Genomic DNA, 22,570 nt, shown 5'->3' with positions numbered 1-22,570 from the left:
GATTTACTGTGTCTGTAGTTTGGTCACCTGGGCCTTGACCGACAGACCTTTACTGTCCAACAACGGGATCAGACCTTTATCGACCAAATAACCTTCGTCACCAATCGCCGTCTCGCTGGTAAATTCGGCCAGAAAAACCTTGATACTGGGCAGGATTTGCAGATGCTCATCCTTCACATACAGGAACAAGGGACGCGCCAATGGATACACCCCGTCCTGAATGGATTCAAAGGTAGCTTCGATCCCATCAATACTCATCGCCTTGATATAGGCAGAACGGCGTTCCACCGCATTATAGCCCATGATCCCGACGGCTTTTGGATTGTTGTTGAGACGGCGCACGATCAGGTCGTCATCTTCACCAGCTTCCACATAGACACCGTCTTCGCGCATTTCACCGCAGATAACTTTGCGTTTTTCTTCATCCAGATTTTCAATATAGTCAGAGCCGCGACACCCCTTTGCCATGACTTCTTCCACAAATACATCGCGCGTGCCTGATGTTGGAGGCGGACCAAAGACCTGGATTGGGCTATCGGGCAGATCACTATCCACATGAGACCAAAGCTTATGCGGATTTTCCACCAGCTGACCATCAAATGGAAGACGTTTGGCCAAGGCTTTCCAAAGCTGTCTGCGGGTCACATTAAAGGTTTTGCCGTTTTTCGCTGTCGCCAAAACGATCCCATCCCAGCCGATCATCACTTCAGTGATCGCGCTAACATTGTTGTTAGCACACAGGCGCAGTTCAGACACCTTCATGCGGCGTGATGCATTAACAATGTCAGGATGATTGGTCCCGACGCCGCCGCAAAACATCTTGATCCCGCCACCGGAACCGGTGGATTCCACAACCGGGGACTGCTGACCATTTTTGCGATAAAATTTTTCTGCGACAAAGGCTGCGAACGGAAAGACTGTAGAAGACCCGACAATACGGATCGTATGACGAAATTCATCATTGGCCTGCACAGACTGCGCCGACGTAAAACCAACCGCAACGACACATGCCAGCATAACAGCTTTAAAATTCATCTGGGGGGATGTCCTTATTCTTCCTCATCCGGATGTTTTTCACGCAAGGCAACAACATCAGGAATGATTTCAATAAATAATTTAATGAGAGTAGGATCGAAATGTGATCCTGCATTATCCTGAAGGAAATTGACAGCTTTTTCCAGCGGCCAAGCCTCTTTATAGGGACGTTCGGACGTCAGCGCATCAAAAACATCACAAATGGCGGCAATTCGTCCCGCCAAAGGAATATCTTCGCCTTTTAATTTCTTTGGATAACCCGAACCGTCCCATTTTTCATGGTGCGTGGCTGCGATTTGACGCGCCATCCCCAACATCGGGCTATCAAACTTACCAATAATATCCACCCCGATTTCCACATGGGTTTCCATCACCCCCCGTTCCTCTGGCGTCAGACGCCCGGGTTTCAAAAGAATATTATCCGGAATACCAATCTTGCCCACGTCATGCATGGGGCTGGCTTGTAAGATCAGTTCCGCAAACAACCGATCCTGCCCGGCTTTTAGCGCCAGCAGCTCACAGCTTTTACTCATCCGTACCACATGGGCACCGGTTTCGTTATCGCGATATTCGCCCGCGCGCCCCAGACGGCGCACCACTTCCAGCTGGGTTTCCTGAATTTCCTGTGTGCGTTTAAAAACTTCATCAGCCAGAATATTGGCCCGGCTGCGCTGCGACATATAGAAACAGCGGGTTTCCAGCAGGTTGTGGATACGTTGAAAAACTTCCCAAGGCTGAAACGGTTTAGTCAAAAAGTCACGTGCCCCCATTGCCAAGGCTTTCTGGCGGGTTTCCATATCCGTTTGTGCCGTCAGCACCAGAATCGGCAGATAGTCATCTGGCCCGATAACTTCTTTCAAAGCTTCCATAACCTGGATACCGTCCATATAAGGCATACGGATATCCAGCAGGATCATATCGACTTTTTCAGTCACATACAGATTAACAACTTCGCGTGAGTCCGTGGTTGAGATGACATTTTCATAGCCTTCTTCTTCCAGAAACTGTTCCAGCAACAACACATTTGCCGGTTTATCATCCACCACCAGAATTTTAGACTGACGTAAATCTTTGACCATTATTTTTCTTTCCGTCTTACAAGGCTTTCAGTTTTTCAACAAATGAAGAGAGATTCAAAGGTTTTATAAAACATTCATCAACCCCAGCCTCTTCAGCCTTCATGACGACTCCCTGATCTGTTTCACTGCTTACCCCCAAAATTGGGATTTTTTTGTATTTTTCATCTTCTTTTATGGATTGGACGACAGATAAATTGTCCAAACGATCCATTCGCACATCCAGAACCAGAACATCCGGTTCAATTTCTTCCAGTACGGCTTTCCAGTTCAGCCATTCTTTTTTCAACACAAGCTCCACCCCATCCACCATCCGGACAAGTTGTGACATCATATCCACATTATCAGAATGATCATTGAGATAGAGCAATTTTTTCTGTTCCTTTAGGGCGAAATTTTCAGCAATCATGGGTTCCTCAACAGCACCATCTGCCACATGCAGTTCAATCCAGAACCGCGAACCATGTCCCTGCTGGCTTTCAAAGTCGATGATCCCGCCCATAATTTCAACCAGTTGCTTGGTCAGGGTCAGGCCGACCCCGGTACCTTCAACATCACCCACTTCTGCGCCCAGGCGATGAAACGGTTTAAACAATTCATCCTGATATTCTTCTCCAATACCGATCCCGTCATCACGCACGGAAATCCGGATCACGCCCTGACCTTTCCGACGAACGTCCAGCCAGACATGTCCGTCCTCTTTGTTATATTTGATGGCATTGGAAAGCAGGTTCAGCAAAACCTGCTTCAGACGGGTACGGTCCACACAAAGCTGCACCTCCATATCGCCTTCACAATTCAGATGAACCTTTTGTTCCCGTGCCAACGTTTCCACCAGCGGCAGACAGTCATCTACAACGGATTGCAAAGAGATATTTTCCAAATTCAGGTTCAAACGTCCCGCTTCGATACGGGAAAGGTCCAGAATTTCGTTGATCAATTCCAGCAGATGATGCCCGGCCTGAACGATCTGATCGACCTGCGTCTGCTGTCGATCTGACAAAGCATGTTTGCGGCTGATACCCAATAATTGCGCAAACCCCAATATCGCATTTAAGGGCGTGCGTAATTCGTGGCTCATTTTTGATAAAAACTCTGACTTGGCTTTATTTGCCTGATCCGCATTTTCACGTGCCACCCGCAATTCGTCTTCACGGGTTTTGGTTTCTGTCATATCCAGAATAACACCAATCATTCTAACAGGTTGGCCTGCGTCGTCCTGAATGATATTGCCATGTTCAAGAACCCAGCGTACCGTGCCATCCGGCCAGCGCACGCGATGTTCCTGCTTAAATTCAGTGCCATTCTTAATACAGTCATGAACAGCTGCTTTTACACGCGCCAGATCATCGGGATGGACCCAGTCCACCAGCCGTTCACCGCGCACTTCCGATTGATTGACGGCTAAGCCCAACAAGGGAGGCACCTGATCGGACCAATAAAGGACGTCATCCACCAAATGCCAGTCCCAGGTGCCGATCTTGCCGACTTGTTGGCTCATGCGCAGACGTTCTTGACTGGTACGAAGGGCCTGCTCTGCCTGGGTGCGCATAGATGTATCGCGCACACAACCGACAAAACATTTCCCCGTTGGCAGGTCCAGTTCGCTGACAGAAAGGTGCATGTCAAACACCTCCCCATTTTTACGCTTTCCACTGACCGATCGCCCAACCCCGATCACTTTTGTGCGATGTGTCTTATGGTAATTTGCCAAATAACCATCATGTTCCTGAGCATACGGTTTGGGCATTAAAACCGATACATTTTTGCCAATAATCTCTTCTGGGCTATAGCCAAAAATTTCCACAGCTGCGTGGTTGACATCCTGAATGATCCCGCGCCAGTCAATGGTGATGACCCCTTCAAGCACAGTTTCAAAGATTGCCCGGTACTTCAGTTCACTTTCCGTCAGCGACAGGGCAGCCGCCTTACGTTTGGCATTATCACTAATTTGACCGACGAACCCTTCTGAACATTCTTCCACGCCCACAATATGACGCACTTCATCCCGAATCCAGATATAGTCCCCAGCCTTGGTGCGCAGGCGATATTCCAGCACATGCTGATCTGTTTCAAATAGTTTCGGGATTTCCAGGCGGACACGTTCCACATCATCAGGATGAACGATCTCTCCCATAAAAAAGGCACGATCCATCAAATCCTGCTGAGACCAGCCAAGAAGATCAGTTACGTTGGGACTGATAAAATCAAATTCCCAGTAAGATTGGCAATGATACAGAATGGCAGGCCCTTTTTCCAAAATGGCCTGCAGCTTTGACATATCTTCCCCCAATGGGGATTTGCCACCCGCATTACTTTCATGACGATGTACTGACATACCCTATCATCATGAATTTCCTGCTTAATTGCAAGAACTTGAATATTTCAAAATAATACAGCGAAGCACTAGAAATTAACGTAAATGTTCGTTCAAACGTGGCATCAGTTCAACAAAGTTACACGGACGTGTGCGTGCATCCAGCTGATGCTCCAGGATGTCATCCCAAGCGTCTTTCACCGCCCCGCTGGAACCGGGCAAAGCAAACATATATGTCGCATTCACCACACCCGCCATCGCACGTGACTGAATGGTGGAAGCTTTGATTTTCTGATAAGACAGCATGCGGAAAATTTCACCAAAGCCCGGAATTTCTTTTTCGATCACCTGCTTGAAAGCTTCCGGCGTTACATCACGACCGGTCACACCTGTGCCACCTGTCGTGATGACAACGTCCACTTCTGAATTATCCGCCCAGGCGCGCAGTTGGTCTGCGATGGCATCGGCCTCATCCTTCAGGATCAGACGTTCATAAACTTTGTGCCCTGCCCCTTCAATACGACCGACCAGCGTATCGCCCGACTTGTCATTTTCAAAGGTGCGGGTATCAGACACAGTGATAATAGCGATATTCAGAGACTGGAACTCGCGTTCCCCTTCGATCTTGGACATGAAACTTCCTCTTATATAAACAGTCAGGCAAACCTAGACACATTAGATGGAACAGAAATTGAGGATGGTCAATCACCCTTTAGTCTGCCCAATCAATGGAGCTTAATTTTTTGCCAGTTCGACAGAATGTTTGTCCTGACTTTCATACATCGGCCAGGTTCCGGACGCGATGGCGTCAAGTGTTGGCGCTTCCTGTCCCATCCGGTCACGATAGACCCAGAAATTTGTCAGCACCCGTTCAATGAAAATCCGGGTTTCACGCGATGGAATACTTTCGATAAACAAAAGTGGATCATCTTCATGTTTGACCCCACGCTTCCATTTATTCAGATTCCCCGGCCCACCATTCCAGGCGGCGGTCAGATGAAAAAGATCACCACCGATGTACTTTTCTTCCAACAGCATATTGATGTAATTCTGACCAAGATGAATATTGGTTTCCGGCTCAAACAGTTTTTTACTCCAACGCATACGACGATCGCGCGCCACAAAACTTGCGGTACCCGGCATCAGTTGCATCAGCCCTTTGGCCCCAGCATAAGATTTTGCCTTGGGGTTAAAACCTGACTCCTGACGCATCAAGGCAAAGATCAAAGCCCGGTCCACCTTAAAACCAGCTTTTGGCTGCCATTTCGGCAGTGGATAAAGCGCGCCGTCCGGCACATCCACGCCAGAACGCGCCAATTGTGATGCCAATCGCATGCTGAAAGACGGCATATTGCTGCGCATGGCAATGGCCAACATAGCTTTGCGCCCGTCCACATCTGCCTTGCTGTAGGCTTTGCGGAATTCTTTTTCAGCCGTTTCATCCTGCCCCAACTGCAACAAGGCAAGCGCACGACGACCCGGTTTATGGGTGGTCAGGTCAGCCAGTTCATCTGCATCAATTTCAGGATAGGTCCAGTCAAAGACAGCCTCATACCCCAGCGCGCGGTTTGCCAGCAACCCATAAAAAGTGCGCGGATGTTCGGCAGCCTTCGCCAGCCAGTAATTCACCTGTTCAGGTTTACGCTCCAGCAAGTAAGCCCGTGCGGCCCAGTAAGAACCTGCTGACACCATCCAGTCAGATGAATATTTTGATTCTGTCACATGTTTAAAATGATGGGCCGCCTGTTCGCGTTTGCCCATGCGCCAGGATGCAAGACCCGCGACCCAATGTGCCGTCGGGATATATTTGCCAGATCGCTTGACCGCTTTTTGTGCCCAGTCATAGGCCCATTGGTCACGCCCATCGGCATAATAACCAGCCGCCAGCCAAGTACGTGCCTGATCTATTTGTCCACGATGCAAAAGTTGATGCACTTCTTTTGTACGCAGCAAGCGTTTGACCGATTTGGTCCAGCCCTTGCGGGTGTAGTAGCGCATCTTGCGGGTATAGCCAGCCGCCTTGCGTGCCTTGGCTTTGCTTAAACGTTTGCGCGGTGCATAGACCTTGGAGGCGTGCCCCGTTGCATCATAGCCCGACCCACTGAGATATTGCCCAGAGGGGCGCTTCGGGTTAAGGGCATTTTTCGGGCGGCGTTTCTTCGCCAGATCATAGATGCGTTTGGCCTGCGGGTGGTCGTGATATTTCACCAACCAGCGGCGTAGTTCTTTATAGCGTGAACGGTATTTGGTCGGATGAAGATAGCGTTGCGCCTGCACATGGCCCATCAAGGTCTGGTCTGTCAGTTGCTTGATCAGCTTATCCGCCTTTTTCCAGCGACCACGTTCCTGCACCTCGAAAATCTGCTTATAGAGCGCGAGGTTCTTGTCATCCAGCACTTCTGGCAGGTCCAGTGACAGTTCACCCCCATCCGGCAAAGAGGCCAGTTGGACATCATCTGCAACCGACGGTGTCGTGCTGATCAGGATAGCCCCCAAGGCAAAAGCCGCTATCCATTTCGTAAAGTCAAATACCATATCTATTAAGCAAATCTATCTTCATACACTATATATAGCGTTAAATTAAAAAACAGCCCTAAGGATCTGATTCAAAAGGCTGTTCAGTTTTTACAACGCAACTGCAACAAAGTAATACATTTTTACAAAAACCGCAAGAATCTGCGGCTTTTATAAAGATTGAAGTTTTTCAACGATCTTTAACAAATCCCCCCAGGCCCGTCTTTTTTGTGCAGGCGAACGTAACAAATAAGCAGGATGAAACAGCGCCGTTGCCTGCACCGGGCGAGACAACTTGGGCGATGCATGATCAAACCAGCGCCCGCGCAAACGTGATATCCCTTCGTGATGGCCCAACACCGCTTTGGCCGCTGCGCCCCCCAACAAGACGACGACTTTCGGATCCACCAATTCAATGTGACGTTCCACAAACGGTAGACAGACCGCAATCTCACTTAAGGTCGGCGGACGGTTGCCTGGTGGTCGCCAAAACAGGACGTTGGTCAGATAGACATTGGATCGATCGCCAATTTCTTTTTCCAGCCCGCAGGACTGCAACATCTTATCCAGCAATTCCCCGTTCGGCCCGACAAAAGGTGTGCCCACACGGTCTTCTTCTGTGCCCGGAGCTTCGCCGATAAACATGATCTCAGCCTTTGGATTACCATCGGAAAAGACCGTGTTCATCGCCGTCTTTTTGAGATGGCAGCCTTCAAAGGCCATAACGGCTTCTTTTAACTGATCGATATTTTCCGCCTTGCCCGCCATGGATACGGCCTGCTGCACCATTTCATCGGTGGCCTTAACCTGCTGAGGCTGAGGTGCGGCTTGCTGCTGCCCCATCGGCTTGCCTTGCGGAGCGGGTGCGGATTGGGCAGCTTGTTTTTTCGCCAGCATTTCTGCAGATAGGGCGTAACGGTCGATGGATTCGTCCGTGATACATTCGTCCACGCCCATCTCCACATACCATTTCAGCAGGGCGACGGGGTCAAAAGGATCGTTATAAGTGGTGTTTGACTGCTCATTCATGCTGAATAACTAGCAAAGTTCGTTTTATTTGAACAGAAAGGTTCACAAGTTTGTGCATTTTTTCTATGTTGCGACGCATAAAAGTGATAATAATGTTCGCAACATGAACAATACTACTGGAAATATTTAGGAAGGAAGCCGGACTATGGAACGTGAATCCATGGAATTTGATGTGGTGATCGTAGGGGGTGGACCATCTGGTCTGTCTGCGGCCATCAAGCTAAGCCAACTCGCACAGGAAAATGAAAAAGAACTAACTGTCTGTGTCGTGGAAAAAGGATCCGAAATCGGCGCCCATATCCTGTCCGGTGCTGTCATTGAAACAGGTCCTCTAAGCAAACTCTTCCCGGACTGGAAAGAGAAGGGCGCACCGCTGACCGTTGAAGCCAAAGAAGACAGCTTCCTTTTCCTGACAGAAACCGGGTCCAGAAAACTGCCAACCCCGCCACAGATGCACAACAAAGGTAACTATATTGTGTCGTTGGGTAACGTCTGTCGCTGGCTGGGTGAACAGGCCGAAGAAATGGGCGTGGAAGTCTACCCCGGCTTTGCGGCTTGCGAAGTGCTCTATCGCGAAGATGGTTCCGTTAAAGGGATCGCGACAGGGGACATGGGTCGTGAAAAAGATGGCTCCGAAGGTCCGAACTTTGAACCCGGTGTGGAACTGCACGCCAAATACACCATCTTCTCAGAAGGTGTGCGCGGGTCCCTGACCAAAGAACTGATGGAAAAGTTTGACCTGCGAAAAGATGCAGACCACCAGACTTATGGGATCGGCATTAAAGAGCTGTGGGAAATCGAACCTGAAAAGCATTCCGAAGGCAAGATCATCCACACCACAGGCTGGCCACTGGACACAAAAACATACGGCGGATCTTTCCTGTATCACCTGGACAACAATCAGGTTGCCGTTGGTTTTGTTGTGGGTCTGGATTACCAAAACCCACACCTGTCCCCGTTTGATGAATTCCAGCGTTTCAAGACACATCCTGAAATTCGCAAAACCTTTGAAGGCGGTCGTCGTGTGTCTTACGGTGCACGTGCACTGGCCGAAGGCGGGTTCCAGTCTCTGCCAAAACTGACTTTCCCGGGCGGCTGTCTGACAGGCTGTGGGGCTGGCTTCCTGAACGTTCCGAAAATCAAAGGGACACACAACGCCATGCAATCCGGTATCGAAGCGGCCAACGCCATCTTCGATCTCTGTATGCAGGAAGACGCGCCGGTTGAACCAACACAATATAGCGCCAACATCAAAGCATCTTACATCTGGGATGAACTTTACAAAGTGCGCAACATCCGCCCAAGCTTTGCTAAATGGGGTTTCTTCGGTGGTCTGATGTATTCCGGTTTCACGACCTATCTGACAGGTGGACGTGAACCATGGACGCTGAAATATCCGCACACAGATCACGATGCACTGAAACCAGCGGCCAGTCAGCCAAAGATCGACTATCCCAAACCGGATGGCAAGATCAGCTTTGATAAACTGTCTTCTGTGTTTATTTCAAACACAGCACATGAAGAAAGCCAGCCGTGCCATTTGAAACTTCTGGATGACAGTGTTCCAGTTTCGACCAACTGGGCAAAATATGCTGGCCCCGAAGTCCGATTCTGCCCAGCTGGTGTTTATGAATATGTCGGCGAAGGTGATGATGTTAAACTACAAATCAACTTCGCCAACTGCCTGCACTGCAAAACCTGTGATATCAAGGATCCAACCCAGAACATCAACTGGACAACACCAGAAGGCATGGGTGGCCCGAACTATCCAAACATGTAATCATAACAATAGATTACCTTTAAAAGGCCGGATGTTTTTCATCCGGCTTTTTCTCTGTAAGCCTAGAAGGATTTCAGCATCTTTTCCCTGGAAAAGATTTTACGTATTGAATTGACCAGCCAGGCTGCTTTCAGACTGCTGACACCCGCGATTGTAATCACCGCACCGACAATCTGAATAGAGCTTAAAGTTTCATCCAGGATCAACCAGGCGGCAATCACCGTCAGGATCGGACCGGACAAGGTGATCAGGCTGGCCTGCGTTGCCCCGCAGCGTTTGATCCCTTCAAACAACATAAAGAACGGCAAGACGGTGCAGAAAATAGCAATCAGTGCCCCCCAGAACACACCATCTGTCGGAAAGATCAGACTGCCGGATGCGGCACTGATGGGGATCACCGCCAGCATGACTGCCAGGGTGATGGTACCGGATGCTGCGGTAAAACGCACCGATCCGATAGACTTCATGATCTCTTGGGAACTCACCAGATAGACCGCATAGGTTACCGCTGACCCTAAGGCCCAGGCCGCGCCATTCCAGTCAAACCCGTCCAGTGCGTCCATCCCGGTTGGTGCCATGACCAGCAGGATACCAAAGTAAGTCACCGCAAACACGATCCATTGATGCAAGCTCGGCATACGTTTGGATAAAACCGCATTAATCAGCATCACGATCATGGGGAAGGTAAAGAGGATCAAACGCGATACACTGACACCGATTTTGGAAATGGCGGTAAAATCACAATAGGTCGCAAAGAAAAACATCAGACCAGCAAAGCTGCAGGCCTTCCATTGTGCCCAGCTCAGAGACGCGGATTTTCGTGCCAGCACATAAACACCAACCCAGAACAACGGCGCTGCAATCCCAAAACGCAACAACAACAACGCATCAACGCTCATGTCCGCCAGATAGGCAAACTTGGCAAATACCCCTTTAAAGGCCAGCGCAACCGTCGCCAGGAAGACGAAAATAATCGCTGTAGGGTCTGATGTGTGTTGGTCGCTCATAAGATCACTTTCAGTAAATCTACGGCCAGTCTTACGCTTTTCCATGACATAAGCCAAATTCAATATTATTCTAAAAGATATAAAATATTGTTATAACTATGGTGCAACATGGACCTGAAACAACTGCGAACCTTCCTGCATGTGGCCGAAACAGGCTCTCTTTCCAAAGCTGCAAAACGGCTGAATGTGACCCAGCCTGCACTTAGCCGACAAATCCGCCTGCTGGAAGAAGATACGGGCGTGCCGTTATTTATCCGCACGGGCCGGGGCGTGATTTTAAGCGAAGCAGGGCACCGTATGATCCCACGTGCGCGCATTCTGGCCGAAGGAATGGAACGGCTTAAAATGGACATGACCACCTTTGCAGGGGAAGTCACAGGTGAGGTTCGCTTAGGTCTGCCACCCAGTGTCGGCACCGTTTTGGCAGGCCCGATTGTGGAGAGGTTTCACAGCGATTATCCAAATGTGAAACTGCGCGTCACCCAGTTGCTCAGCGGTGCTTTGCAGGACAGTCTGCTGGATGGTCGTCTGGATATTGGGATTCTGTTTGAAGGAAACGTCAGTCCGCTATTGCGCGCCCAGCCGCTCTGGTCAGAAAACCTGTTCTTTATCACCAAACCAGAAAACCGATGGGAGGGGCGCAACAAGATCACACTGCAGGAAGCACTCAATGAACCCTTCATCCTGCCCGGCCCCAAACATGGCCTGCGTGATATGATCGAAAAGCAGGCAAGCAAAATCGGCGCTTCCCTGAATGTGGTGGTGGAAGCTGAATCGCTGGTGGTTCATACCGAACTGGTTTGTCGCGGGCTTGGCAGCACCATCTTGTCTTATGAAGCCTGCACATCCCATATCGAAGCGGATCGCCTCATCGCCCTGCCGCTCGTTGATCCGAAGATTGAACGGATTTCCAGCCTCGTCTGGTCAAAGGATTATCCACTGACGCGTGCCGCACAGGCTATGGCCGATGTGATCAAAGAAACAGCCGCCCAGCAGTTCACCCCGCTTTAATCCACAAGCCATTTTTCAATCAGATTGCGCGCGATACTGTCATGGCTGGGCAGGCTTTTGCCTATTTCCTTGAAATTCCTCAGCTCATCGCGGCTGAACCATTGGGCATCTTCCAGTTCGTCATCCAGAAACGAGATATCTGTCGTTTCTGCTTCCCCATAAAAGCCAACCATCAAGGCGGTCGGGAACGGCCAGGGCTGCGATCCTGCATAAGTCACTTTGCCCACCTTGATGCCTGCTTCTTCCATCACTTCGCGGCGCACGGCATCTTCCAGGGTTTCCCCCGGCTCAACGAATCCGGCCAATGTGGAATACATCCCCTCCTTCAATCGGTTATGATGACCGAGCAAACATTTATCGCCGTGATGGATCAGCATAATCACCGCCGGGTCGGTTCGGGGAAAATGATCAACACCACACTCCGGGTTGAGACAGTGCCGCACATGCCCGGCATCGCGCATTGCAGTGGGTGATCCGCACACGCCACAAAACTGATGACGTTGATGCCAGTACATCAACCCGCGTCCATAGGCCAGTTGCGACGCTTCGGTGCGTTGCTGCAACGGGCCTGCCCGTCTTAAATCTTCAAAACAGCTTTCAGGGCGAATTTCATCAGTAAACACTTGATCTTTAAGGGCTGTTGCATCCAGAACAAACAAGTGCTTTTCATCATAATGCCCCAGATAGGCCCAAGGATGATCAGCGATATAGTCTTGTACTTCCAGAAAGTTCAAAAAGACAGGCAGATACTTGCCTGCAACAATTTCAAACAAGTTCCGGCTCTCAGACAGGATGACGAATCGTGCATATTCCGACACCAGTGCCTGATGGACTTTCTCCTCATTTGGCCGATCAATGGAACGACGATCAACCAAAGATGTTGAGTAATAGAGCTCACTTGATGCAAATGACATCCAAAAAACGCCTTTTTTCCTAAGAAATTATTGTAGCCTTAACTTTCTGACGATAGAGTATCCACCAGATTGTTAACCTAGGGGCGTTTATGTGCGCGAACAAGGGATTAGGGCAAAGATTATGAAATTTCGTTTTGGGGTGGCTATTGTTGCAGCACTCGGGCTCAGTGCCTGTGCTAATCTTGATATCACAACTGGCCCTTCCCCCATTATCAACATAGGCCTTTTTGACGGCAGCACCTCTTATGAAGACGCATCAGGTGAAATCGCCGCCAAAGCCAACTGGGACGCGGCCAGAGAGATCACGCTTAACGTTGAAGAACGTGAATTCACCCCTATGGTGGTTCATCTGAAACGCGAAACGCCGTACAAACTGAAAATCGTCAACAAGGATGCAGAAGCCATCTCTTTTCGTGCGGTCGATTTCTTCGAAAGTTCCAGCGTCCTGAAACTCAGCGCTAAAAACACCGATATTGATGATGCATCCGGCATGCAAAAACCGCTTCTGGTTTCTTTTGTCGTTCCTGCCAAAGGCGAACGGACCCTTAAGTTCGTCCCTGTCAAAGAAGGCAAATACGAATTTGAAGACGCGTCACCTGGATTCATGGCAGATCGCTGGCACTTCGCCCCTTGGGGGTTCGGCACAATTAATGGCACATTTGGTGTCTTTATTGTAAAATAGTCAGCCGCCAAACGTCTTTTTGACCTTTTGCCAAAGCCCTTGCTTTTTAGCCGGGGCTTTTTTCTTTTTCTTAGGCATCGGCCCACCGCCGCCCGTGCGACGCTGACCTGCACCCTTCATTTCCTTGCAGTTGGGATTGGTGTAGGAATAAAGCACTTTAAAGCCGCCCATGGACACATCATAATAGACGATACGTTCAATGGAAGTCACGACCTTACAGCGTTTGATGGCATCTTCTTCGGCCGCTTCCTTACAGTCGATATCATTGGACATAACCATCTGTCCTTCTTCGACTTTCTGACCTTTTTTACAGATATAGATTTCGACGGCATCAACCATTTTTTAGGTATCCTTGATTTGGATTTCTTTTTCTTCGTTATGCTACGGTCACTTTTCCCTTGAAGTCAACGTCTTCAAGGTATAGAAGACGCACTTGAGAGGTTGGTGCGGACGAGCTCCTCGCCAACCCGGTCAGGTCCGGAAGGAAGCAGCCGTAACGAGTTTACCGGCTCGGGTCGTATTCAACCTCTCACCTAAGATCAAACGCAGTTTGATCGAAAACCGAAAGGCCATGCGCAGCTTGGCCGAAAGGTAATGCCTCCCAGCCAGGCACAATCTCCCCCTTCTTTTTTCACATCCCCACTGGCATGTCGCGCTCAGCCCTGCTAACTTGTGACCAACAAGATTCTAATCACATTTGGCCAGCATGACCGACACCGAAGATCAAGGCGCTTATCGCGTCCTCGCCCGAAAATACCGTCCCTCGACCTTTGAAGAACTCATCGGTCAGGATGCCATGGTTCGCACCCTTTCCAACGCCATTGAATCCGGCCGTCTGGCGCAAGCCTTTATGCTGACCGGAGTCCGAGGTGTCGGTAAGACAACAACAGCCCGTCTGGTGGCGCGTGCACTCAACTGTGTAGGCGAAGACGGTCAGGGTACAGAAACCATCACGCCCTGTGGTGTCTGTGAACAATGTGTCGCCATCGCCCAGGACCGTCATGTTGATGTGATCGAAATGGATGCGGCATCCAGAACCGGTGTGGATGACATCCGTGAAGTGATCGAATCGGTGCGCTATCGCCCAACGTCTGCACGCTATAAAATCTACATCATTGACGAAGTGCACATGCTGTCCAAAGGTGCGTTTAACGCGCTGTTGAAAACACTGGAAGAACCGCCTGCACACGTGAAATTCATTTTCGCAACGACCGAAATTCGTAAAGTCCCTGTGACCGTGCTGTCACGCTGCCAACGTTTTGATCTACGTCGCATTGATCAGGACCTTCTGGCCAGTCACTTCAACAACGTGGCGCAAAAAGAAGGTGCCAAGGTTGATGACAGTGCACTTGCTATGATTGCACGTGCCGCAGACGGGTCTGTGCGTGACGGTCTCAGCCTGCTGGATCAGGCCATTGCCCATTGCCATGGTGAAGTGGGCGAAGAACAGGTGCGCGATATGTTGGGTCTGGCCGACCGTGGCCGCACGTTTGACCTGTTTGATGCCATCATGAAAGGTGATGCGGCCGCAGCCCTCGCCGTCATGGATACCCTTTATGCCGCAGGGGCAGACCCCAGTGTGGTCCTGCAGGACCTGCTGGAACTGACGCACTGGCTGACCCGGGTTAAGGTCGTGCCGGATGCAGCGCAAAATGCTGTTGTTTCAGAAATGGAGCGAGTGCGCGGCAAGGAAATGTCAGACACACTCGCCATGTCCGTACTGGCGCGTGCTTATCAGATTTTGATGAAAGGTCTGGGCGAAGTGCGCAACGCACCGCATCCGCAGCAAGCTGCCGAGATGGTCATTATCCGCCTGTGTTATGTGGCCGATATGCCGACACCGGAAGACGCCATCAAGATGATGCAGAACAACCCGCCTGCGCCTTCGGGCGGTCCGGGCGGTAGTGTGCCATCCGGTGGTGGCGGTGGTCAGATGGCGCAGGCCGTCGGTGCCCCGACCATGGGCGGCGGGGGTAACGTGCCCAATAGCGCGCCAACGGCCATGCGCGTGGTCAATGGCGGGCTGACCCAGCCCAACGTGCAGGTCCAGACCCAACAGGAAATCAAGGCCGACCCGCAGACTTTTAAAGAAGTCGTCGATCTGACAGACGAAAAACGCGACATCGTCCTGAAAACAAACCTGATGCATAACCTGCATCTGGTCTCGTTCGAACCGGGCAAGATCGAATTTCGCCCCGGTGACCATGCGCCTGACACATTGGCAGGGAACCTCAAAAAGTTTCTGGATACCCACACCAATCGCACCTGGGCGGTTGGTGTCTCGCGCCACGCTGCCGGGGACATTACTCTTGCCCAGGTGCGCGATGAAGAAGTTGCCAAACGCAAACAGGAAGTTTCCCAACACCCGCTGGTGAACGAAATTCTCACCAGTTTCCCCGGAAGTGTTGTTGAAAAAGTACATGAAATCAAACTGGATCAAACGGACGCTGCCATTCAGATCGAAGCAACACCCGGTGATCCCGACCATAATGACGGAGAAGAGTAAGTCCCATGAAAAACATGGCTAAAATGATGCAACAAGCGCAGAAGATGCAATCCAAGATGCAGGAATTTCAGGACGGCCTGAATGAACTGGAAATCTATGGCACATCTGGTGGCGGCATGGTGAATGTTGTGATTTCAGGTAAAGCTGATCTCAAGAAAATCGACATTGATCCATCGCTTGTTGATCCGGAAGATAAAGAAGTTCTGGAAGACCTGATCGTTGCAGCGATGGCAGATGCAAAATCCAAAATGGAAGCCGAGGTCAACAAACGCATGAGCGAAATCACAGGCGGCATGCAACTGCCCCCTGGTATGTCCCTGCCATTTTAATTGTGTGTCCCGGCGAAGGCCGGGATCTTTTAAAGGAGATTCCGCACCAAAGCGGAATACAGTTTCTTGGCTGCACCGGAAATCGAACAACTGATCCAGCTTCTTTCCAAGCTGCCAGGTCTGGGTCCGCGCTCTGCACGCAGAGCGGCCCTGCATCTGGTGAAAAAGAAAGAGGTTTTGATGACACCCCTGACCCAGGCACTGACGCGCGTGGATCAGAATGTGAAGACCTGTTCGATTTGCGGCAATCTGGATGCACTTGATCCCTGCACCATCTGCACGGACCCCAAACGTGACGACAGCACCATCTGTGTGGTGCAAGATGTCTCCGACCTCTGGGCGTTGGAACGATCCAATACCTATAAAGGGCGCTATCACGTGCTGGGCGGCACCCTTTCTGCCCTTGATGGTATTGGACCGGAAGACCTGAAGATCGATACCTTGGTCAACCGGGCCGAACAGCCGGAGATCAAAGAAGTTATCCTGGCGACCAGCGCAACCGTGGACGGCCAAACCACCGCCCATTATATCGCAGACTGTCTGGAAAATTGCGACGTCACCATTTCCGGCCTTGCCCATGGCGTCCCTGTAGGCGGCGAACTGGATTATCTGGATGATGGCACCCTAAGTGCGGCCCTTTCTGCACGCAAACCAATGGAATGAGCTTTTCCTTTCAGAAAATAAACGCACAAGACACCTATGACATCCGTCATCAGGTCTTGTGGCCGGACCTTCCCATTGAAGCCTGCATGTTGTCAGAAGACGACACAGCCCTTCATTTTGGCGGATTGGTTGGCGGCCAACTCATCGCTGTTGCCTCCCTCTTCCCCGATGGTGTGGACAAAATCAGACTGCGCAAATTTGCCATCCTGCCTGCATATCAAAGCCAAGGGATCGGCAGCAAGATGTTGCAGGGCATGCAGGATCACTTGCGCCACACGTCTTACAAGACACTATGGTGCGATGCGCGTGAAGAAGCGCTTGGCTTTTATCAGAAGAACGGATTTTCCGCATGGGGGGAGCGCTTTTTTAAAAAGCACCTCCCCTATATCAAGGCCAAAATCGACCTGAACCAAACCTAATCTGATTTCTTCGGGCGATATTGCGGCAGGCTCCAACGCAGTGCAATTGCAAGACCACGCACCACGAACGTTGTCGCAATGCCGATGGTCATGGCCCCTTGTTCATCCAGCCCCAGTTCAATCAACAACAAGTAAGCGCAACTGCCCGCAATGGCCGCCAAGGCATAGATTTCTTTTTGCAGCAAAAACGGTACTTCGTTACAGATAATGTCGCGGATCATGCCGCCAAAGGTGCCCGTGATCATGCCCATAATAACGCAGGTGACCGGATGGAGGTCATAGGTCACCGCAGCCTGCGTTCCAGCAACTGTAAAGAGCGCCAGTCCAAACGCATCTGCCCAGGTGAGCAACTGATAACGTTTACCATCCAGTCTGTGTACTTGGAAAAATGACACCACAGCGACTGCGATACAGACGTAGATGTAATTCAAATCCTTCATCCAGAAAACACCGTCTGCATTCAGCAACAAATCGCGCACGGTACCGCCACCAATGGCCGGGGCAAGGGCAACAATGATGAAACCAAAAATATCAAGTTCCTGACGGGCCGCTGCCATGGCACCAGACAGGGCAAAAACAGCCGTCCCCATCATGCCAAGAATATAGATCGCATCCATGGTCATGCGCCTTCTTCCTCTGCCCAGATGGCATCAAGCCCGGCTTTGAAGGTCGGGTATTTTAACTGATAGCCCAACTCATTCTTCATCCGGCTGTTATCCACGCGCTTGTTGTCCTGCCAGAACGTCAAGGCCATGGGTGACATTTCTTTTGCGGCTTCTTCAAAGCTTTTCACAACAGGCATATCGCGCCCCATCAGCTGGCTGGCATATTCCAGAACGCGGATCGGTTCACACGGATCATCGTCACAGACGTTATAGGCCCTGGGTGGATTGGGCTTGTTAATCGATGCCCAAAGCACACCCGCGATGTCTTCACGGTGAATACGCGAGAACACATGCCCCGGTTTATCAATGGCACGCGCGCGGCCTTTTCTGATCTGATCAAACATGGAACTGCCCGGCCCATAGATACCGGCCAGACGGAACAGATGCACGGGCAGGCCTGTCCCCAGCCAGCCATCTTCAGCCGCTTTTCTGGCACACGATCGGGCACTGCCAGGATTGCGTTCATGATCTTCATCGACCATCGCGCCATCGGCATTGCCATAGACCCCGGTGGTGGACAGATAACCCATCCATTTCAGATTCTCCAGACGGGCCAGGTGTTTTCGATGCAGATTATAAACACAATCGCCTGTTTCTTTGTGGGGCGGGATGGAGTGCAGCACATGGGTGACGTCTTTCAGACGCCCTGCGAAATCTTCAAAATGTTTTTCCCCATCAAAGGAAAAAACCTCGATCCCATCGATCTGCTGAACTTCACGCATGGTGCCCGTCACCCGCCAGCCTTTGGCCAGCGCCTGCTTTGCGAAAAAAGATGCGGAATATCCTAGACCAAAAACAAAGAGTGTGTTCATCTACCCAAACGCCCAAAATTAAATATCTATTGAGTCTAAAGGATTTAAGGTGAAACGTCAGGGATTTCTAGTCGCAATTGCACTTTTAACCACCCCTTCTGTGCTGGAAGCCAAAACCATCAACCATGCGCACCAGTATGAAGCCTGCATGACGTTGGTGCGCGAAGCTCCGGATGAAGCCTTTGACGCGGGCCTGGCCTGGAAAAGTTATGGCGGCGGAGAAGCAGCAGAACATTGCATCGCAACCGCCCTTATCAATATGAAACGCTATGCCACAGGCGCAGATCGTCTGGAAAAGCTCGCTGATATTTCACGTAAACCCAAAGAATTTAAAGCCCAGATTCTCGCCCAGGCCGCGCAAGGCTGGTTTTTAGCAAACGAGGTTGATCGCGCCCGTGCTGTGCTGACTACGGCCATTGACCTGGATGGAACGGTTGCTGACTTTTATGTGGATCGCGCTCAGATGCGCAGTGCACAAAACGCCTTTGACGATGCCTTACGTGATCTGGATAAGGCACTTGCTTTGGATGATCTGAATGTGGATGCGCTGATCTTTCGCGGCACCATTTATCGCCTGACAGAAAAATTTGATCAGGCCATGAGCGATATCAAAAAGGCTGTCGCGCTTGATCCCAGTCACCCCGAAGCCCTGCTGGAACGCGGGATGCTTTATCGCATCGAAGGCAGCGATGAAAAAGCCCGCACCGACTGGCTGGATGTGATCGGGATTGACCCATTAAGCGACACGGCAGAAACCGCGCGGCTGAACCTGCAGCGCATGGAAGTCACGCCCAAGAGCGAATAACCCAAAAAAAGAAAAAAGCCGGATCCCCCCCAGAACCCGGCTTTATAATTCGAAAGAGACAGCTCGATCGAATTATGACGCAGCGCGAATACGCACCACGACGTTAACACTTTCAATTTCCGATCCAGTTGGTGGTGTTGGCATGCCGCTCACCTGCAACTGACCTTCCGGAACATCCGACAACATCCCAGTGCTTTCATCAAAGAAATGATGATGGATTGTTGTGTTTGTATCAAAGTAAGAACGACCCGCATCTACAACGATTTCGCGCAGCAGACCCGCAGCAGTAAACTGATGCAGCGTGTTGTAAACAGTTGCCAGAGAAACACGGATGTTACCAGCCAGTGCTTCTGAATGGAGCTGTTCGGCTGTAATGTGACGATCGCAATCATCAAACAACAGTTTCGCAAGCGCCAGACGTTGGCGTGTGGGACGAAGGCCAGCATCGCGTAAGCGGTCCAGTGCGTGGCTGAAAGGGCGTACTTTTTCCATTTGGGTCACCTAACTACAAGCATTTATTCAACGAAGCGTTTGATTAGTTTTTAATTAGAACGTTTAAACTTTGCGCTGAATATGTCAGAAAACCCTATAATTAAAATTGACTTAGGTCAAACTTTGGCGATTTTTCTTCAGTCACCCGTCAAAATCTGCTCAACCAATTGTGCCACAGTTGGGAATTTGCCTTCACGACCAGATTGGAAAAGTGGATCACCTGCAAACTTGAAAGCGTTGTGTCCTGCGAAAGCCAGGTTGTTTTCAACCGACCCGCCATGGGCAATATCCTGCAGTGTTTTCTGGATACAGAACGAACGTGGGTCCGCCAGACGGCCCGTTGTATTTTCTTCGTTATCTGCCCAATTAGAGAAGGCACATTGTGACAGACAGCCCATGCAGCCTGCCTGATCCGCCAGAATCTCCTGCGCACGATCAGGGGTGACAAAGATCATGGTGTCGTCCGGTGTACGCATGCCTTCTGTATAGCCTGCGCCAATCCAGCCTTCCACATCTGCCTGTTTATCAGCAGGCACAAAGATGGAACGACCGCGTGCACCCACTTTGACTTCACCTGTCAGCTCTTCGGTTGCCTTGCGGGAGAACGGAACCTGACGACCTGCGCGCTCGCCCAGTTCTTTCAGGAAGTCGTTGTTCAGCTGGGAAGAATAGAACCCTGTCGGGCTGTATTTATTCAGCGTCACATCACCTTCAACCAGGTTCAACAGGCGTTGTTTCCATGTATCCGGGATCGGGCTTTCCTGTGTCAGCAATGGACGCGACCCATACTGGAAAGCCACCGGGCCAATCTCTGGATTATCCAGCCACTGTTCCCAGTCACGCAGATACCAGACACCACCGGCCATAATCACAGGCACATCGTTCAGACCAACGGAATTCATGAATTTACGGATTTCAGCCACCCGTGGGTATGGATCCTGTGGTTCATCATGACGTTCTGCATTTGACAGACCGTTGTGGCCACCCGCTTTCCATGGATCTTCATAAACCACACCACCCAGGAGATCAGCATGTTTGGAATATGAACGCTTCCACAGCGCGCGGAACGCACGCATGGAAGACACAATCGGGTAATAATAGACATTATAGGCTGATGCCAGTTCGGCCATTTTATATGGCATCCCTGCCCCACAGGTTACACCGTGGATCAGACCCTTGGCGCCTTCAAGCACACCATGGATGATACGTTCGGTCCCGCCAGCTTCCCACAGGGTATTCATGTGGATACGGCCCTGACCGTTGGATCCTTCATGGGCGATGCGCGCCTGAGCGATGCCGCCTTCGATGGCATAGGCGATCAGTTCTTCAAAACGTTCTTTACGGGTTTTGGATTTATAAACCTGCGGGATCGGGTTGCCTGCGTCATCGTAAGAGTCAGCGTTCACACCGGAGAATGTCCCAACGCAGCCGGCTGCGGCAAACGCGCCAGCGCTGCGCCCGTTAGAGACTGCGACACCTTTGCCCCCCTCGATAATAGGGTGAACTTCGCGTCCAGAAATGATTACAGGTTTAATAGACTTCACGTCTCGTCTCCGGCGTTGTCATGAAATTGAAATCGTTTGGCCGGACACTAGCTCAAAACGTCTGGTTTGACCAGCCACAAAACGCACTAATAATGTACAATTTGGTCAGTTTTTTCGAGAAACCAAGTTTCAAAATATCTTAGCCCTCTTTTTTGGAACCTATACACTTAAGCGCACTATCTGCTAAAAAGATTTCAAATGAAACATGTAGGATACCCAACAATGACTGAAATCGACCTGACAAATCCGGAGACCTTCCCCTATTGGACCGACGAGGTTATCCGCTTTGCCGATCTGGATCGTCTCAATCACGTCAACAACGTCAAATTCGCAACCTATTCCGAAAGCGGCCGGGTCGATTTTCTGGAACATCTCGACCCAGGCTGCACGTCCGGTTCGGGCGTCGGTTGGGTCATCGCCAAACTGACCGTCAATTTCCTCGCTGCCGCTTATTATCCAGGCACAGTGAAGATCGGCACCGTCGTGCGCCGCATCGGAAATTCCTCTGTCGTTCTGGAACAAGGGCTCTTTACCAACGGCACCTGTTTTTCTACCATTGAAAATGTGCTGGTCTGGGCGGATACCAAAAATGAAACCTCCCTGCCCTTGCCTGCTGACCTGAAAGACAAACTTGAAACCTACCTCAAATGATCGATCTCAACTTCACCTTTGATGCTGAACTCTGGCGATGGCAATCCGAAAAAGCGGCATGGTATTTTGTGACACTTCCTGTGGACGATGCGGCACAGATCAGTTTCACACGGGAGAGAAAAGCTGGTTTCGGCAGCGTGCGGGTTTCCGTGACGATTGGCGAGACCGTGTGGAAAACCTCGGTCTTTCCCTCTAAAGAGTCGGACAGTTATTTACTGCCGATCAAAGCGGATGTCAGGAAGAAGGAAAAGATTGATGCGGGAGATATGGTGAGGGTGACTGTCCGGGTGGTCGACTAAACAAAACACCGTCATCCCGC

At 50.6% G+C, this 22,570-nt stretch carries 23 protein-coding genes and 1 other RNA gene; 11 read left to right on the top strand and 13 right to left on the bottom strand.

Annotation, left to right across the window (positions count from 1 at the left end; all coding sequences use genetic code 11):
• Nucleotides 1–3: 3 nt before the first annotated feature.
• The 6 genes from RYZ26_RS14125 to RYZ26_RS14100 all read right to left on the bottom strand — a co-directional run bounded on the left by RYZ26_RS14125 (nucleotide 4) and on the right by RYZ26_RS14100 (nucleotide 7,971).
• Nucleotides 4–1,035 carry a substrate-binding domain-containing protein gene (locus tag RYZ26_RS14125; protein ID WP_317683872.1) on the bottom strand — a complete coding sequence of 344 codons (1,032 nt, stop codon included), beginning with the start codon at nucleotides 1,033–1,035 and terminating at the stop codon, nucleotides 4–6.
• 14 nt (nucleotides 1,036–1,049) lie between these two features.
• A complete protein-coding gene (locus RYZ26_RS14120) occupies nucleotides 1,050–2,114 on the bottom strand; it encodes an HD domain-containing phosphohydrolase (protein ID WP_317683871.1) in 1,065 nt (354 codons plus the stop codon).
• Nucleotides 2,115–2,130: 16 nt separating this feature from the next.
• A complete protein-coding gene (locus tag RYZ26_RS14115; protein WP_317683870.1) occupies nucleotides 2,131–4,449 on the bottom strand; it encodes a hybrid sensor histidine kinase/response regulator in 2,319 nt (772 codons plus the stop codon).
• A gap of 75 nt (nucleotides 4,450–4,524) precedes the next feature.
• The gene (gene moaB, locus RYZ26_RS14110; protein WP_317683869.1) at nucleotides 4,525–5,061 is read right to left on the bottom strand and encodes a molybdenum cofactor biosynthesis protein B; all 537 of its coding nucleotides are present in this window, start codon (nucleotides 5,059–5,061) and stop codon (nucleotides 4,525–4,527) included.
• 102 nt (nucleotides 5,062–5,163) lie between these two features.
• On the bottom strand, nucleotides 5,164–6,963 hold the full coding sequence (locus RYZ26_RS14105; protein WP_317683868.1) for a lytic transglycosylase domain-containing protein: 1,800 nt from the start codon (nucleotides 6,961–6,963) through the stop codon (nucleotides 5,164–5,166).
• A 150-nt stretch (nucleotides 6,964–7,113) separates the two neighbouring features.
• Nucleotides 7,114–7,971, bottom strand: a complete 858-nt coding sequence (locus tag RYZ26_RS14100; protein ID WP_317683867.1) for a uracil-DNA glycosylase — start codon at nucleotides 7,969–7,971, stop codon at nucleotides 7,114–7,116.
• 145 nt (nucleotides 7,972–8,116) lie between these two features.
• Between RYZ26_RS14100 and RYZ26_RS14095 the strand changes: the two genes are divergently transcribed.
• A complete protein-coding gene (locus tag RYZ26_RS14095) occupies nucleotides 8,117–9,751 on the top strand; it encodes an electron transfer flavoprotein-ubiquinone oxidoreductase (RefSeq protein WP_317683866.1) in 1,635 nt (544 codons plus the stop codon).
• 62 nt (nucleotides 9,752–9,813) lie between these two features.
• On the opposite strand, the gene RYZ26_RS14090 is transcribed toward RYZ26_RS14095, so the two are convergent.
• Entirely contained in the window at nucleotides 9,814–10,758 is a 945-nt protein-coding gene (locus RYZ26_RS14090) for a DMT family transporter (RefSeq protein WP_317683865.1), read from the bottom strand.
• 108 nt (nucleotides 10,759–10,866) lie between these two features.
• On the opposite strand from RYZ26_RS14090, the gene RYZ26_RS14085 reads away from it, so the two are divergent.
• Nucleotides 10,867–11,769, top strand: a complete 903-nt coding sequence (locus tag RYZ26_RS14085; RefSeq protein ID WP_317683864.1) for a LysR family transcriptional regulator — start codon at nucleotides 10,867–10,869, stop codon at nucleotides 11,767–11,769.
• On the opposite strand, the gene nudC is transcribed toward RYZ26_RS14085, so the two are convergent.
• Nucleotides 11,766–12,683 (bottom strand): NAD(+) diphosphatase, encoded by a 918-nt coding sequence (gene nudC / locus RYZ26_RS14080; protein WP_317683863.1) that lies wholly within the window; start codon nucleotides 12,681–12,683, stop codon nucleotides 11,766–11,768. The genes RYZ26_RS14085 and nudC overlap by 4 nt on opposite strands.
• 121 nt (nucleotides 12,684–12,804) lie before the next feature.
• Here nudC and RYZ26_RS14075 point away from each other — a divergent pair, with 121 nt between their 5' ends.
• The gene (locus RYZ26_RS14075; RefSeq protein WP_317683862.1) at nucleotides 12,805–13,365 is read left to right on the top strand and encodes a cupredoxin domain-containing protein; all 561 of its coding nucleotides are present in this window, start codon (nucleotides 12,805–12,807) and stop codon (nucleotides 13,363–13,365) included.
• On the opposite strand, the gene RYZ26_RS14070 is transcribed toward RYZ26_RS14075, so the two are convergent.
• Nucleotides 13,366–13,704: a hypothetical protein gene (locus RYZ26_RS14070; RefSeq protein ID WP_317683861.1), complete on the bottom strand. Its 339-nt coding sequence runs from the start codon at nucleotides 13,702–13,704 to the stop codon at nucleotides 13,366–13,368.
• A gap of 95 nt (nucleotides 13,705–13,799) precedes the next feature.
• Here RYZ26_RS14070 and ffs point away from each other — a divergent pair.
• The 5 genes from ffs (at nucleotide 13,800) to RYZ26_RS14045 (ending at nucleotide 17,282) form a co-directional block, all read left to right on the top strand.
• Nucleotides 13,800–13,900, top strand: an RNA gene (gene ffs / locus RYZ26_RS14065) — signal recognition particle sRNA small type.
• Between the two features lie 171 nt (nucleotides 13,901–14,071).
• Nucleotides 14,072–15,871, top strand: coding sequence for a DNA polymerase III subunit gamma/tau (locus RYZ26_RS14060; RefSeq protein ID WP_317683860.1), 1,800 nt, complete (start codon nucleotides 14,072–14,074; stop codon nucleotides 15,869–15,871).
• A gap of 5 nt (nucleotides 15,872–15,876) precedes the next feature.
• On the top strand, nucleotides 15,877–16,200 hold the full coding sequence (locus RYZ26_RS14055) for a YbaB/EbfC family nucleoid-associated protein (protein ID WP_317683859.1): 324 nt from the start codon (nucleotides 15,877–15,879) through the stop codon (nucleotides 16,198–16,200).
• Nucleotides 16,201–16,266: 66 nt separating this feature from the next.
• The gene (gene recR / locus RYZ26_RS14050) at nucleotides 16,267–16,863 is read left to right on the top strand and encodes a recombination mediator RecR (protein WP_317683858.1); all 597 of its coding nucleotides are present in this window, start codon (nucleotides 16,267–16,269) and stop codon (nucleotides 16,861–16,863) included.
• Entirely contained in the window at nucleotides 16,860–17,282 is a 423-nt protein-coding gene (locus RYZ26_RS14045; RefSeq protein ID WP_317683857.1) for a GNAT family N-acetyltransferase, read from the top strand. The genes recR and RYZ26_RS14045 overlap by 4 nt, the downstream gene beginning before the upstream one ends.
• Here RYZ26_RS14045 and RYZ26_RS14040 read toward each other — a convergent pair.
• Entirely contained in the window at nucleotides 17,279–17,905 is a 627-nt protein-coding gene (locus RYZ26_RS14040) for a trimeric intracellular cation channel family protein (RefSeq protein WP_317683856.1), read from the bottom strand. The genes RYZ26_RS14045 and RYZ26_RS14040 overlap by 4 nt on opposite strands.
• A complete protein-coding gene (locus tag RYZ26_RS14035) occupies nucleotides 17,902–18,759 on the bottom strand; it encodes an SDR family oxidoreductase (protein ID WP_317683855.1) in 858 nt (285 codons plus the stop codon). Before RYZ26_RS14035 ends, RYZ26_RS14040 begins: the two co-directional genes overlap by 4 nt.
• A 49-nt stretch (nucleotides 18,760–18,808) precedes the next feature.
• Between RYZ26_RS14035 and RYZ26_RS14030 the strand changes: the two genes are divergently transcribed.
• Entirely contained in the window at nucleotides 18,809–19,564 is a 756-nt protein-coding gene (locus RYZ26_RS14030) for a tetratricopeptide repeat protein (protein ID WP_317683854.1), read from the top strand.
• 72 nt (nucleotides 19,565–19,636) lie between these two features.
• Here RYZ26_RS14030 and irrA read toward each other — a convergent pair whose 3' ends face one another.
• On the bottom strand, nucleotides 19,637–20,056 hold the full coding sequence (irrA, locus tag RYZ26_RS14025; protein WP_317683853.1) for an iron response transcriptional regulator IrrA: 420 nt from the start codon (nucleotides 20,054–20,056) through the stop codon (nucleotides 19,637–19,639).
• 137 nt (nucleotides 20,057–20,193) lie between these two features.
• On the bottom strand, nucleotides 20,194–21,600 hold the full coding sequence (locus tag RYZ26_RS14020) for an NAD(P)H-dependent flavin oxidoreductase (protein WP_317683852.1): 1,407 nt from the start codon (nucleotides 21,598–21,600) through the stop codon (nucleotides 20,194–20,196).
• A 222-nt stretch (nucleotides 21,601–21,822) separates the two neighbouring features.
• Between RYZ26_RS14020 and RYZ26_RS14015 the strand changes: the two genes are divergently transcribed.
• Nucleotides 21,823–22,251: an acyl-CoA thioesterase gene (locus RYZ26_RS14015; protein WP_317683851.1), complete on the top strand. Its 429-nt coding sequence runs from the start codon at nucleotides 21,823–21,825 to the stop codon at nucleotides 22,249–22,251.
• Nucleotides 22,248–22,550 carry a DUF1905 domain-containing protein gene (locus tag RYZ26_RS14010; protein ID WP_317683850.1) on the top strand — a complete coding sequence of 101 codons (303 nt, stop codon included), beginning with the start codon at nucleotides 22,248–22,250 and terminating at the stop codon, nucleotides 22,548–22,550. Before RYZ26_RS14015 ends, RYZ26_RS14010 begins: the two co-directional genes overlap by 4 nt.
• Nucleotides 22,551–22,570 lie beyond the last annotated feature (20 nt).

The sequence above is a fragment of the Terasakiella sediminum genome, assembly GCF_033100395.1.
Taxonomy (GTDB): Bacteria; Pseudomonadota; Alphaproteobacteria; order Rhodospirillales; family Terasakiellaceae; genus Terasakiella.
The sequence above is the reverse complement of the archived record's forward strand: the minus strand, read 5'-3'. Positions and strand labels throughout refer to the sequence as shown.